The organism is Novosphingobium sp. EMRT-2 (genome assembly GCF_005145025.1).
Classification (GTDB): Bacteria; Pseudomonadota; Alphaproteobacteria; order Sphingomonadales; family Sphingomonadaceae; genus Novosphingobium.
In genome coordinates, this window is the sequence record NZ_CP039695.1 from 936,994 (window position 1) to 949,466 (window position 12,473).

The 12,473-nt window shown below is 62.4% G+C and carries 11 protein-coding genes and 3 pseudogenes; 7 read left to right on the forward strand and 7 right to left on the reverse strand.

Features of this window, described 5'->3' with window-relative positions:
- Positions 1 to 67: 67 nt before the first annotated feature.
- Both FA702_RS04690 and FA702_RS04695 read right to left on the reverse strand, forming a co-directional pair.
- Entirely contained in the window at positions 68 to 583 is a 516-nt protein-coding gene (locus tag FA702_RS04690; protein WP_086486176.1) for a GNAT family N-acetyltransferase, read from the reverse strand.
- A 21-nt stretch (positions 584 to 604) separates the two neighbouring features.
- On the reverse strand, positions 605 to 907 hold the full coding sequence (locus FA702_RS04695; protein WP_086486175.1) for a DUF1778 domain-containing protein: 303 nt from the start codon (positions 905 to 907) through the stop codon (positions 605 to 607).
- A 48-nt stretch (positions 908 to 955) separates the two neighbouring features.
- On the opposite strand from FA702_RS04695, the gene FA702_RS04700 reads away from it, so the two are divergent.
- The 4 genes and pseudogenes from FA702_RS04700 to FA702_RS04720 all read left to right on the forward strand — a co-directional run bounded on the left by FA702_RS04700 (position 956) and on the right by FA702_RS04720 (position 4,484).
- Entirely contained in the window at positions 956 to 1,861 is a 906-nt protein-coding gene (locus tag FA702_RS04700; protein WP_136957264.1) for a conjugal transfer protein TraF, read from the forward strand.
- Positions 1,861 to 2,436, forward strand: a complete 576-nt coding sequence (locus tag FA702_RS04705) for a hypothetical protein (RefSeq protein WP_086486174.1) — start codon at positions 1,861 to 1,863, stop codon at positions 2,434 to 2,436. Before FA702_RS04700 ends, FA702_RS04705 begins: the two co-directional genes overlap by 1 nt.
- A 53-nt stretch (positions 2,437 to 2,489) precedes the next feature.
- Positions 2,490 to 3,599, forward strand: a pseudogene (locus FA702_RS04710) (conjugal transfer protein TraH); the annotation flags it as partial.
- A 630-nt stretch (positions 3,600 to 4,229) separates the two neighbouring features.
- Positions 4,230 to 4,484, forward strand: a complete 255-nt coding sequence (locus FA702_RS04720; protein WP_086486171.1) for a type II toxin-antitoxin system VapB family antitoxin — start codon at positions 4,230 to 4,232, stop codon at positions 4,482 to 4,484.
- Between the two features lie 115 nt (positions 4,485 to 4,599).
- Here FA702_RS04720 and istB (FA702_RS04725) read toward each other — a convergent pair whose 3' ends face one another.
- The 5 genes and pseudogenes from istB (FA702_RS04725) to FA702_RS04745 all read right to left on the reverse strand — a co-directional run.
- A complete protein-coding gene (istB, locus tag FA702_RS04725; protein ID WP_006955904.1) occupies positions 4,600 to 5,379 on the reverse strand; it encodes an IS21-like element ISRsp3 family helper ATPase IstB in 780 nt (259 codons plus the stop codon).
- Positions 5,369 to 6,595 (reverse strand): annotated as a pseudogene (istA, locus tag FA702_RS04730) (IS21-like element ISRsp3 family transposase); the annotation flags it as partial. The pseudogene istA (FA702_RS04730) and the gene istB (FA702_RS04725), both read right to left, overlap by 11 nt.
- Positions 6,596 to 6,855: 260 nt before the next feature.
- Positions 6,856 to 7,665: an IS21-like element helper ATPase IstB gene (gene istB, locus FA702_RS04735; protein WP_009823666.1), complete on the reverse strand. Its 810-nt coding sequence runs from the start codon at positions 7,663 to 7,665 to the stop codon at positions 6,856 to 6,858.
- Positions 7,665 to 9,128 (reverse strand): IS21 family transposase, encoded by a 1,464-nt coding sequence (gene istA, locus FA702_RS04740; RefSeq protein WP_162832905.1) that lies wholly within the window; start codon positions 9,126 to 9,128, stop codon positions 7,665 to 7,667. Before istA (FA702_RS04740) ends, istB (FA702_RS04735) begins: the two co-directional genes overlap by 1 nt.
- 221 nt (positions 9,129 to 9,349) lie before the next feature.
- A pseudogene (locus FA702_RS04745) lies at positions 9,350 to 9,685 on the reverse strand (IS21 family transposase); the annotation flags it as partial.
- Positions 9,686 to 9,733: 48 nt separating this feature from the next.
- Between FA702_RS04745 and FA702_RS04750 the strand changes: the two are divergent.
- From FA702_RS04750 to FA702_RS04760, 3 genes are read left to right on the forward strand one after another with little or no spacing between them, the layout of a single operon-like run.
- The gene (locus FA702_RS04750; protein WP_136955235.1) at positions 9,734 to 11,002 is read left to right on the forward strand and encodes a glycosyltransferase; all 1,269 of its coding nucleotides are present in this window, start codon (positions 9,734 to 9,736) and stop codon (positions 11,000 to 11,002) included.
- Positions 10,999 to 11,961, forward strand: coding sequence for a hypothetical protein (locus FA702_RS04755; protein WP_255504713.1), 963 nt, complete (start codon positions 10,999 to 11,001; stop codon positions 11,959 to 11,961). The genes FA702_RS04750 and FA702_RS04755 overlap by 4 nt, the downstream gene beginning before the upstream one ends.
- Positions 11,958 to 12,467: a DUF2141 domain-containing protein gene (locus tag FA702_RS04760; RefSeq protein ID WP_136955236.1), complete on the forward strand. Its 510-nt coding sequence runs from the start codon at positions 11,958 to 11,960 to the stop codon at positions 12,465 to 12,467. Before FA702_RS04755 ends, FA702_RS04760 begins: the two co-directional genes overlap by 4 nt.
- Positions 12,468 to 12,473 lie beyond the last annotated feature (6 nt).

The window sequence follows — 12,473 nt, forward strand, 5'->3', positions numbered from 1 at the left end:
GGCCCAGTCGAGTGCTTTCGGCGATCCTCAGCCGGTTGCGATCGCTCCACGGCCACGCGGGGAGTCGTCAGTCAAGCAGGGCTCGAACTGCCTCGATGGGCATCAGGAGAACGCGCTCTCCCAGCGGCGAGGCGATGAAGCCATGCCGTTCGTAAAAGGCTATCGCTTCGTCGTCGATCGCATGCACGATGACGGCGCGGACACCGGCGATTTCCGAGGCGGCCGCGCAGCGGCGGAGAGCGTCGGCGAGCAGGTCGGCGCCCAGGCCGATCCCCTGGAATGTGGTATCGACGGCCAGCCTGGCGATGAGAAGCAGAGGCACCTTGTCGGGCATGCCCTTTCGCAGCTTCGCCGTGGGGAGCGCGGCCCGCTCCTCCATTGCGGTGGTGATGGTGTAGTATCCCACAACCCGACCGGGTCGGCCGGCGTCGCAGACGACATAGGTGCGAGCCGAGGCGCCTTCACTGGCGACGGCGCGCTCATCGAGCCAATGATCGAGCGAGGCGTGCCGTCCATTATGAAACGCCTTGACGTCATGGTCAGCGTTCAATCGTTCAGGCCGCGTAACCTGGCGCTTGGACATGGAAACGAACGACGCGTCCGATCATCGATTCCAGAGCGGTTCGCGCTTCATCAGCTTCTCGAGCTTCGGCGACGGCACGGGCGGCGCATCGAGAAGGCTCAGAAACTGCTCGTGCTGCTCGGCGTCCAGAAAGAAGGTCCGCTGATCGAGGATGGCGGCCTCGGCTTCCCGTCGCGCGCTCGCAAGCATGAACTCGGACAGCTTCTGCCCGCGCAGGGAAGCAGCACGGCTGAGCATCGCCTTGAGCTCAGCCGCGGCCCTGATCTGGATGACATCGTCCTTACGCGCCGAGGCGCTTCGGTCGGTACGGGCGTGCTGTGCCATGTCGCTAAACTCCTCGCAAACATCTGGCGATTTGCCACGACATTGTCAATACAAACCGGCCGGCCGCGGCGTCGGCTTACTGTCCTCTGCCTCGCAACGCTTTTCGCGTTTCCGCCATCGGTCAGTGCGCAAGGGGCTCCGACCGCCATTCCATCCAGGCAAGGCTATTGGTGGTATGAAGCGCCAAAGCCAAAAGCCGAAGACAAGGCCGAGCCGGACGCGTTGGTGAAGCCCGTTATACCGCCCATGGCGGAACTGGCGACCTGGACCCCGCCGAAGATCCGCAAGCTCATCGAGGAGCAGCGAGACTATGCAGCGACGGTGCTGACGGTCGATGCTGTCGCGGATTTCTGGAGGCTTCAGGATTTCGCGCGGCGCAAGGCACGGGCCTTCGCCGGCGTCACCCAGATCGCAATGCTGCAATATCCCGAACTCAACTCGAAGTCCGCGAACCCGATGGTCGGCGACGCCCGCTCGGAGCTGACCGCCGAGAAGGATGGCATCCGGCGTGCCTATCTGCGCGCCCATGCCGGCGAGTTCGCTCTTGTGATGTTCTCGCGTTCGACCTGCGGCTATTGTCGTGTGCAGTGGCCCATCATCCAGCGCTTTCAGGAAGAGATGGGCTGGCAGGTCACGCTCATGGATATCGACAGGCGACCGGAGCTCGCGGAGCGGTTCGGCGTCCAGATCACACCGACGACGATGGTCATTCGTCGAGGAAGTCAGCAGCGCATGATCATAGCCTCGGGCGTCGAGGCTTATCCCAACCTTGCGCAGATGGCCTATCAAGCGGTCCGCCTGTTGCGTGGCGACATCCGGCCCGAGCAGTTCATGACTGGTCCGGGTGAGGACGCAGGGTTCTTCGACGCGCTGGGCAACGGCCCGGTTTCGGCGACTGATCCGAGAGCACTCGGTGGCGATCTCGTCGAAATCTCCCACGAGCCGAGGCAGTGATGCGCGGGCTCATCCTCCTCGGCATTCCGGGGCTCGTCATCGGCATGGGTTCGGCATCCGCGCAGACCGTCAGCCGGGAAGACGCGATGCGAGCCGCGATCCACCCGGTCAGCGATGCGAAGACCATGCAGGCGTGGCTCTCGCGCGTACCCGTCACGCGTGACTTTCCCGACGACTTCACCACGACGCTTCGCGGACATGGGGCCGCCTTCGTCATCGAGATGACGACAAGCCCCGGCTGCGTCCCCTGCGGAGACCTGTGGACCAAGCTGACAGCGCTCGGCGCGCGCTATGGCTGGCAGATCCACACGATCGGCAGCCAGGAGGCGATGATCCGTTCGGGACGCCTCGGACTGCCATGGGTCGGGCATCCGGTTGCCTGGGTGCGCCCTGTCGCCGACGATGCGCGCATTGTGCCGGTGGCGATCGGCACGGACCATGCGCCCAATCTGGCCCGAAACCTTTATCTGGCCGCGAAGATGTTGACGGGTGTGCGTCCCAATGTCGGCGTCCGGGCCATGTCCAAGTTCACCGGCATCGTGGGGCTGCCGGCGACCCGCCCGGGAAGGCGCTGAGCGATGGCGGGCTTGGTCCTTCCTCCTTCATCCCACATCGTTCGGAGTCCGCCATGTTCGCTTGCCGTCGCGCCGCCGTCCAGGCGCTGATTATCCTCGCCCTGGCAACAGTTATCTCTGCCGCGCCCGCCCATGCGCAGAGTTGGGCGGAGAGCTGGTTCGACAATGTCACCTACACCTCGCCGGGCAGCTTCGAGGATCAGACCCGCGGTTATGTGACCGCTGGTGGCATGTCCGGCCGGGTGGACGTCCACAATGACTATCTCATGTCGGTGAGCCTGCCGAAAGTGCGGGCCGGCTGCGGTGGCATCGACATGTTCCTGGGCGGCATGTCGTTCCTCGACCCCGACTATCTGGTTCAGAAGCTGGAGAGCATCCTCCAGGCGGCGCCGGCGGTCGCGTTCCAGTATCTGCTCGAGACGTTGGACGAAAAGATGGGGAACATCATCTCGAAGATGGAGGCGGCGACCAACTTCCTCAATTCGATCCAGGTCAACGACTGCCGCCTCGCCAACCGCATGGTCCAGATTGCCAAGGGCGACGATAACATGAGCGGCATCATCGAAGAGATGACAGGCTATCGTTCGGTCAAGCAAGGCTTCGCCAAGAGCTACCAGCAGAGCCGCGAGAGGATCGAGGCCAACAACAACAATCCGACCGAAGACCTGAAGGACGCGCTCGCCAACTGCCCGGCGGAGGTAACTGACATTTTCCGCACCGGCTCGCTGCTTTCCCATGCCGCATCGCGGGTCGGCGCGGGCGACTGGGCGAGCGTGATGCGTGCCAGGGTCGGAGACGTCTATATGCGGTGGGACGATGGTGACCGTGTGCCGCTGTTCACCGCCATTCCGCAGTGCCCGGCACAGGATACCGAAAGCGCGCAGGACTTCCTGACTGGTCAGGTCCAGCGCCGCTCTCTGAATATTCCGCCGACGGGTGCCGACTGTTCGCAGGACGGCAGTGGGCGCGGTGCGCTTGTGCTCGCCCGCGAGCGGATGCAGTCGATCGCCGTCAAGATCCGGACGCGCGCCGCCCTGTCGGCGGACGAGCGGCAGTTCGTGGCCAATGTCCGGACGCTTCCCGTCTATCGCATGCTCGAATGGGGAGTACGCCAGGGCGTCGTCGATTCCGTGATCGCCGACACCGATGAGCTGGTGGCGCTTATGGGGGTCGATGTAGCCTGGGTTGAGTGGGTTCAAAGGGTTGCCGATCCAGAGTACCCCTGACCGAGGGTCGAACATGTCTGTCGTGGCCGCAAGGTCTTCCATCGCCCGATCATGCTCTTCCCAGACACGTGTTGTCACAGCCAAAGCTTCTTCATCTGACAGCCGCGTTCCATCGCCGGGTCCTGCGAATCCGTCCAGACGCTCCCGGACATAGCCAACACCCAGAACCATGAGCGCCGTCATCGGGAAAAACAGGATATTCAGATAGCCCGCGAGTGCTCCGCGATAAAAAATCTCCAGGGCATTAAGCCGTGAAGATGCCGCCATCCCCAACCACCAGACAGGGATCGCGGTCCACCAGAGCTTGGCATACCAAGGCGACCAGAGCCACGCCGACAGCTTCGGCGCCGCTGGTCCGGTCACATTGCCCTGATCATCGATGGGCGGTTCCACCGTAAATCCTTTCGGTTTCCTCTTACCATCAAAGCCGCCTGGATTGAACGCCGAAAGGTCGGCGTGGTCAGCTTCGACGGACCGGTAGATAGCGTCAGATTGTCTGAGATTATTCTGGAACATGCCGCCCCAATATGGCAGAATGGAGGAAGACTGGATGGATAGGTAGAACCTATGGGTGCGACGCTCAACATCAAGGACCCCGAAGCTCATCGCTTGGCGCAGGCAATCGCACAGGAAACTGGCGAACCGATGACGCGCGTCGTGGTCGAGGCACTTCGCGACCGGTTGTCCAGGATCGAGCGCCAGCGCGAACGCGCCAGTGTCGCCGAGCTTCTGAGCATCGCCGGCCGCGCTGCCCGCCTGGTCGTCAAGCCCTATGCCGAGCACGGTGACGAACTCTATGATGAGAACGGGCTGCCAAAGTGATCGCCGATACCTCCGCGCTGGTGGCCTGTTGAGTTGCACTGAGAAGTGACCCGGGATTTTCATTGAGAAGTGACCCGGGTGGGCGTGGATGATGTGCTGCCTGCGACGAGCAGGGTCAAGCGGGTGATTTGTCCTTTCTGGATTTTGGGGCGGCGGAACTGGCTCTGAAGCGGAAGCTGTCATTGCCGGTTTCAAGGATATGGCAATGATGCGTGAGGCGATCCAGCAGGGCGGTGGTCATTTTGGCATCGCCAAAGATACTGGACCACTCGCTGAAGCTCAGGTTGGTGGTGATAACAACGCTGGTCCGCTCATAGAGTTTGCTGAGCAGATGGAACAGCATGGCCCCGCCTGAAGGGCTGAAGGGTAGATATCCCAGCTCATCAAGGATGACGAGGTCGAGGCGCAACAGACGCTCGGCCAACTGGCCCGCTCTGTTTGCGGCCTTTTCCTGCTCCAACGCATTGACCAGATCGACGGTGGAGAAGAAGCGGATCTTTTTGCGGTGATGCTCAACCGCCTGGACGCCCAAAGCCGTCGCGATGTGGCTTTTGCCGGTGCCTGGTCCGCCGATCAGTACGACGTTGTCGGCGCTATCCATAAAGTCACCACGGTGAAGTTGACGCACGAGCGCCTCGTTGACCTCACTGACGGCAAAGTCGAAGCCTGCCAGATCCTTGTAGGCCGGGAACCGGGCTGCCTTGATCTGGTAAGCAATGGACCTGACCTCCCGCTCGGACATCTCCGCCTTGAGAAGCTGTGAGAGGATCGGAACGGCAGCATCAAAGGCTGGCGCGCCCTGCTCGATCAGATCACCAGCGGCTTGCGCCATGCCATACATTTTGAGGCCACGTAGCATGACAACCACAGCGGCGCTGGCCGGATCATGACGCATGGCGTAACGCCCTCAGCGTGTCGTAGCGTTCGACATCGGCAACAGGCTCCTGGGCGAGGCGCAGGGCCTGCGGGGCATCGATTGGGGATGCCGGTGGAGCCTTGCCATCGATCAGGCGGTGCAGAACATTGAGGATGTGGGTTTTGGTCGGCACCCCAGCTTCGAGGGCCAGTTCGACGGCGCTGAGCACAGCCTGTTCGTTATGCTGTAGAACAAGGGCGAGGATTTCGACCATCTCCCTGTCACCACCGAGCCGCTTGAGCAGATGCCCCTGCAGTTGCCGGAAGGCTTCGGGCATTTCGAGGAATGGCGCCCCATTGCGCAAAGCGCCAGGCTTGCGCTGAACAACTGCCAGATAGTGCCGCCAGTCATAGATCGTCTGCCCCGGCTTCTGGTGAGAACGGTCGATAATCCGGTTGTGCTCGCACAAGATTTGCCCCTCGGCCGCGATGACCAACCGATCAGGATAGACCCGCAGGCTCACTGGCCGGTTCGCAAAGGATGCAGGAACGCTATAGCGATTGCGCTCGAACGCGATCAGGCAGGTCGGCGACACGCGCTTGGTATGTTCGACAAAGCCATCGAAGGCCCGCCCCATCGGCATCAGGCTGATAATCTCAACGGCGTGCACATCGGCAACTGTGCCGGGGAGGACGCCATGCTGGATTTCTCCCCATTGTGCGATGCACCGCTCTTCCAACCAGGCATTGAGGGCATCAAGATCTGGGAAGTTGGGCATTGGCTGCCATAACCGTCGACGCGCATCCTGAACGTTTTTCTCGACCTGACCTTTCTCCCAGCCTGAGGCCGGATTGCAAAAATCCGTTTCGAACAGGTAGTGGCTGGCCATGGCAGCGAACCGCGCATTGACCTGTCGGACTTTGCCCTGGCCGATCCGGTCTACAGCCGTCTTCATATTGTCGAATATTCCACGCTGAGGCACGCCGCCCAGCACCCGGAAGGCCTGCGTCAGTGCGTCGAACAACATCTCGTGCGTTTGCAGCAGATAGGCTCGCGTGATGAACGCCCGACTGTGGGAGAGCTTGGTATGGGCCACCTGCAGCTTGGTAGGCCGGCCATTCAGAAGGGCGTAATCTTCACTCCAATCGAACTGAAAGGCCTCACCGGGCTGGAAGATCAGCGGTACGAATGTGCCGCGCCCACTGGTTTGCTTTTCATATTGGCGTTCGGTCTTCCACGAGCGGGCGAAGGCGGCATGTAGCGCGACGATTACGGAGTCCGGTCGGCGTCAATTATGATGGCCGATAGGTGGCCGCGCCGGTTGGTGAATTCTGGCTACCATTTGCTGTTGCGGGGAGCAACCGTCGAGCGACAATTACGACGCTGGGTAATTGTCGCTGACGCTGGCCGGAAGCGAGGGTCTGAAGCGCATGGGATGGTTGGCATGTAATTGCCGCTGGCGACAATTACCCGTTGCCTCAGCAAGGGTGCTCCCGAGCGCGAAGCCAGCGACAATTATGATGGCCGGTCCGGGGCGCCATTCGGCGGGTCGTAATCGCCGGCGTTGATACGGGCGACGGCGGAACGTTTGCGGTAGCTTTCGCCGTTCATCTCGATGATGATCGAGTGGTGCACGAGGCGGTCGATCGCGGCGACAGTCATAGCGGGATCAGGGAAGACGTTGTCCCATGCCGAAAATGGCTGGTTGGCGGTAATGGCGAGCGAGTGGCGTTCGTAGCGGTGGGCGATGAGCTCGAACAAGGCGCTGGTCTCGACCTGGTCCTTGCGGACGTAGGACAGATCGTCGAGCACGATGAGATCGAACTTGTCGAGCTTGTCGAGCATGGCGGGTAGGCTGAGGTCGCGGCGCGCGGACTGGAGCTTCTGGACCATGTCGGTGGTGGAGCAGAACAGGACGCGCCGCCCCGTGTCGATGAGGGCATGACCAATGGCAGCAACTGCGTGCGTCTTGCCGGTCCCGCTCTGGCCGAACAGCAGCAGGTTGCCGCCGCTCTCGATCCAGTCGTCACCGGCGGCGAGGGACAAGAGGTGCGGTTTGCGGATGCCGGGGGCTGCGTCGAAATCGAAGGTGGCGAAGGTCTTGCCTGCGGGCAAGCCGGACTGGTCGCGATGGCGCTGGATGCGCCGGGAGGAGCGATCGGCCATCTCGATCTCGAGAAGCGAGGCCAGCAGGTTGGCGGCCGGCCAGCCATCGCGATCGGCGGTGTCGGTGAGGCGCTTCCAGTTGCGGTTGATACTCGGCAGGCGCAAGGCCTTGAGCAGGGTAGGCAGCACGGCGGCGGCCTGGTCCTTGGTGCGGGTCATCAGTACACCTCCCCGCTGGCGATCAAGCTGTTGTAGCTGTGCAGATCGGGAGGCGGGATAGTGACATCGCGCTGCGATCTTGCGGTTGGCAGGAACTCGTCCCTGAGCGCATCGACATCGGGCAAGCGCCCTCTGTCGAGTGCCTCATCGATCCGCCGGGCCAGCACGTCGACACAGTCGCCCCTGGCGGCGATATCGAGCAGCGCGACGGCATCGCGGCAGGCCTGCCGTCCATCGAGTTGGGCATCGAAGGCTTGCCAGGCCCGCCGGTAGGCGTGATCGGGGAACAGGGCTTCGCGGTAGACGAGGTTGCGCAGCGCACCAGGCTTGCGGCGCAGGTTACCGATCATGTGCCGGAAATCGATGCTGTGCCCCCGGTGGGGATGGCTGATCCGCACACGCGGCGTGGACATTACCCTGTCCGGACCGAGGAAGAGCTCAATGCGATCGTCAAAGAGATGCGCGTTGAGGCGCCGTCCGACGAGGCGGGAAGGCACCGAATAGGTAACCCGATCGATGGCGACGGTGCCGTTGCGGGTGACATCGACGGTGACCATGGCGAAATCGGTGGTTCGCCTTGCGGGCAGCGCCTTGAGTACCCTGCGTTCTGCATCGATGTGCGCAGCATGCCGCCGGTTCTGTCTGGCGACCTGCGCCTCAACGAACTCGCGCCAGGCCTCGATGCTGACGAAATCGCGGCTTCCCCGCCGGCGTAAGGCCTGATCGAGCCGTCGCTTGAGATGGGCATGGGGACCTTCGATCGATCCGTTCTCGTGCGCCTCGCCGCGGTTGTTGCGGGTAGCGAGCATGCCGTAATGACGGCACAGCTCGTCATAGCTTCGGGTAAAATCCCGCTGCGCATCGGCGTCGAGGTTTTTGTAGGCGGCTGACAGGGAATCGCTGCGGTGTTCGGCCGGCGCGCCGCCCAGCTTCCACAAGGCATCCTGCAGGTGCTCCGAAAGGGCGGCAAAGCTCTCCCCGCCCAGCACGACAGCCGCATGCTCCCAGCCACTCGCCGCCAAGCGGAAGTGGTAAAGGCGATAGGCCAGGGTCTCGCCGGCAACGGTGACCTTGAGACTGTCGCATACCGTGAAATCCGACAGGCCCTGCCGACCGGGCTCATGATGCTGCGGGAAGAAGATCTCCTTCTCGCCGCCGTGCAGTGCCCGCCAGCGGGCGATCCGGCGTTCAAGTGTTCGTCGTATCGCATCGGGAACAGCATCCTCGCCGAACTCGTCCTGGAGCGTCTCGAAGACCGTGACGGCAATGATACCGTCGATCTGGAGCAACTCCTCGACGCGTGGCCAGAATGGCTCGAGCGGATCGGCGCGGGTGCGCCAGTGGCGCTCCTTCTTCTTCTGGGACGGAAGCTGCGGATCGTTCTCGATCCGGCGTGCGCTGCGCTCGCTGATACCGGCCTTGGCAGCCGCGACGGCCTGGGTGTGTTGGCGACGATGGGTCATGAAGAGAAATACCTGCTGATCGGAAATGTGGTGGCCCGGCATCGCAAACCCATCGCTCGTTGTTCGATGAGTGTTCCGATACCACCGCCCGCCACAGCCCCGATCAGCCCCCCCGAAAGAAGGGGAAAAAGATCGCCACCGGTTGTCTGGTCCGCTCTCCGGTCGGGGCTACGCCCCTCCCTACGATCAGCCCAGACAACCGATCCTACCGGCCATCATAGTTGCCGCTCAACCGGCCATCGTAGTTGTCGCCACGCAGCGGCAACACGGCTGTATGATCCCTCGTAGCCCAGCTTAACCAGATCTGCATGTAGCTGCTTGGCTGTTCGCTTCTGTTTGCGCGACTTGCCAGATTCCACCCGCAGCCACGTCGTCAGTTTTTCTGCAAACTGATCAAGCTTGCTCGGCCGTTTGGGAACCTTGAACGTCGGCTCCACCGCGTCATCGCGCAGATATTTGCGGATCGTGTTGCGCGATAATCCAGTCCGCCGCCGGATCTCGCGAATGGGGATGCCTTGCCGAAAATGCCAGCGGCGGATCACACTGAGTAGGTCCATGTCGATCACTCCGATGCCTCCTGACTGTCAGCCAGGGGCGAGGAAAACATGGGTCAATTCTCAGTGAAAACTTATAACCCTCCCGGGTCACTTCTCAGTGCAACTCAACACCCTATGCGCGTCCTGACGTTTCTGCACAGTTTCGAGCCAGGCGGCGTCGAGCGCATCGCGCTAAGGCTGGTGCGGCAATGGCGCGCTCTCGGCGTCGATGCGCCCCTGTTTCTCGGCCGGACCGGCGGCGAGATGCTCCATGACGTGGGCGCCGGCCTCGAATTCATTTCTCCGCCCGGCGCGGGTTGGCTCGCCGCAAAGATGGAAACGCTCTGGATGATCTGGACGCTTCCCAAAGCCGTGCGGAAGCTGCGCCCCGACGTCCTGTTCTGCGCCGGCAATACCTACGCGGTGGTCGCCGTCGCCCTGAAGCTTCTGCTCGGCCGCAACTGCCCTCCCGTGCTGGCCAAGATCAGCAATGACCTCGATCGCAACGACAAACCGTCGTGGCGCCGCTTCCCCTATCGCCTGTGGCTCAAGGTTCAGGGCCGCTATCTCGACCATCTCATCGGCATGGAAGCGCCGATGGCCGACGAGATCGGCGAAGGTCTCGGTGTGCCGGCAAACCGGATCACGATCATCCCGGACCCCGCTCTGTCCAGGCCATTGATCGAGAAATTGCGGACGAACCGAAGGACAATTCAGGATATCTACGCGGGCCGACGCTTCGTTTCGATCGGCCGGCTCGCACCGCAAAAGAACATCGCGCTGATGTTAAGGGCCTTTGGACGCGGGGCACGACGCAGCGATACGCTGACGATTATCGGCGATGGCCCCGAGCGGCCGAAGCTGGAAATCCTCGCCCGCCGCCTTGGTCTCGCGGATCAGGTGACGTTCCTGGGCTATGTGCCGGAACCGGCGCTGATCCTGCCCAAATTCGACATTCTGCTTCTGTCCTCGAACTTTGAAGGAGTGCCGGCAGTCATTCTCGAAGGGCTGGCCGCCGGCCTCTCGATCATCGCCACCGACTGCAGCCGAAGCATGGCCACGCTGCTCCGCCACGGCGCGCTGGGCGAGCTGGTTCCGGTGGGCGACGACCGATTGCTTGCGGATGCCATCGCGCGCGCGCAACCCGCTTCGCAGGACGCAAGCCTCAGCCTCGCTCAGGCCCAGCGCTTCACGCTCGAACATGCGGCCGAAACCTATCTCCGGGTCATGTCGCGCATCGAAGCAAACGCGAGCGCTCATGAAATCCCGCCTCTTCCGGCTGAGGTGCGAACAGTCCCGCGCCGTCAGAGCAACCAACCCGGAGAGCGCATTTCATGACTCGTTACGTTGCCGTTGGAACCACTGCTCAAACATCCGTGGAGAATATCGACACCGTAACGAGGATTGGCCACTTCATCGATCCGGCTCCGCTCGTCGAAAGCGGCAAGAACTGGACGCGATGGGCAGGCCCGCTCATCTCTTTCCTGATTCTCGTCGCCGTCGCCTGGCAGCTGCGACAGTTCGACTATCGCAGCGTGGCGGACCTGCTGCCGTCCAGTCCCCTGTTCTGGACCGTGTTCGCGGCCGGCTACCTGATTAGCCCAGCCTGCGAATGGGTGATCTTTCGGCGCTTATGGGCGCTGCCGGCGAGCGGTTTTTCTGCTCTTGTCCGCAAGCTCGTCAGCAATGAAATCCTTCTCGGCTATCTGGGTGAAGTCTATTTCTACAGCTGGGCGCGCCGAAACGCCCAGGTCTCGGCGGCCCCGTTCGGTGCGATCAAGGATGTGACGATCCTGAGCGCGCTTACCGGAAACCTGTTCACCTTGCTGATGGTGCTGGTGTCGGCGCCCTTTCTGGGGTCGCTTCACCTCGGCATCGACAACACCGCTTTTATCGCCTCGGCGCTCTTCATTCTGATATCGTCGGGCGCAGCCCTCTTCCTGCGCAAGCGTCTCTTCACGCTTCCCCGGCGCGAGCTCTGGTTCGTGGCGGGCGCCCATACGGTTCGGATTATTCTTTCCGCATTCCTCGCGGCCGTGATGTGGCATTTGCTGCTGCCATCGGTCGCGTTGAGCTGGTGGCTGATCCTGTCAACCGCGCGCCAGCTTCTGTCCCGTCTCCCGTTCATGCCCAACAAGGACGTCGTCTTCGTGGGCCTTGCCGTTTTCCTCGTGGGCTCAGATCAGCAGATCGTCGCGGCAATGACCTTGATGGCAACGCTGATCCTGGCCGCACACCTGGTCGTTGGCGCGCTTCTCGCCTTGTCGGCTCTCGCCCATGGGGAACGGGCCGGATGATCTCCGCCGCCCTCATGCTCCTGCTTGGCGCGGCGCTGCCCTCCACGCCCGATCTCGGCAAGGCGGAAGGGCAATGCCGTCCGCACGAAACAGGTCCTTCGCTGCTGGTCGACGTGGCCGGCCTCAAGGATCGGCGCGGGCGGCTGAAGCTCGAACTCTACCCCGCGAACGACGATGATTTCCTCCAGGACGACAATATCCTCATCAATGCGGGAAAGACCTTCCGGCGCGTAGAGGTCAATGTGCCGAGTTCTGGTCCGGTCGAACTGTGCATTCGCGCGCCGGCGGCGGGCCGCTATTCGCTCAGCCTGCTACATGACCGCAACGCCGACCGCAAATTCTCTCTCTCGATCGACGGGATCGGGTTCGGCGGCAATCCGAGGCTCGGCATGTCGAAACCCAAAGCCGCCGCAGCAAGCGTGCTGGTCGGAGAAGGACCGACACGCGTTCGGATCGTGATGAATTATCGCAAGGGCCTGATCTCCTTCGGCCCCCTGGAAAGATAGCATCCT

Excerpts from the sequence above, each read along its gene's own strand:
- FA702_RS04750 (WP_136955235.1), top strand. The coding sequence starts at position 9,734 with ATGGGTCAATTCTCAGTGAAAACTTATAACCCTCCCGGGTCACTTCTC.
- FA702_RS04760 (WP_136955236.1), top strand. The coding sequence starts at position 11,958 with ATGATCTCCGCCGCCCTCATGCTCCTGCTTGGCGCGGCGCTGCCCTCC.
- FA702_RS04755 (WP_255504713.1), top strand. The coding sequence starts at position 10,999 with ATGACTCGTTACGTTGCCGTTGGAACCACTGCTCAAACATCCGTGGAG.
- istB (WP_006955904.1), bottom strand. The coding sequence starts at position 5,379 with ATGCGTCATGATCCGGCCAGCGCCGCTGTGGTTGTCATGCTACGTGGC.
- FA702_RS04690 (WP_086486176.1), bottom strand. The coding sequence starts at position 583 with ATGTCCAAGCGCCAGGTTACGCGGCCTGAACGATTGAACGCTGACCAT.
- FA702_RS04695 (WP_086486175.1), bottom strand. The coding sequence starts at position 907 with ATGGCACAGCACGCCCGTACCGACCGAAGCGCCTCGGCGCGTAAGGAC.
- FA702_RS04705 (WP_086486174.1), top strand. The coding sequence starts at position 1,861 with ATGCGCGGGCTCATCCTCCTCGGCATTCCGGGGCTCGTCATCGGCATG.
- FA702_RS04720 (WP_086486171.1), top strand. The coding sequence starts at position 4,230 with ATGGGTGCGACGCTCAACATCAAGGACCCCGAAGCTCATCGCTTGGCG.
- istB (WP_009823666.1), bottom strand. The coding sequence starts at position 7,665 with ATGACCCGCACCAAGGACCAGGCCGCCGCCGTGCTGCCTACCCTGCTC.
- istA (WP_162832905.1), bottom strand. The coding sequence starts at position 9,128 with ATGACCCATCGTCGCCAACACACCCAGGCCGTCGCGGCTGCCAAGGCC.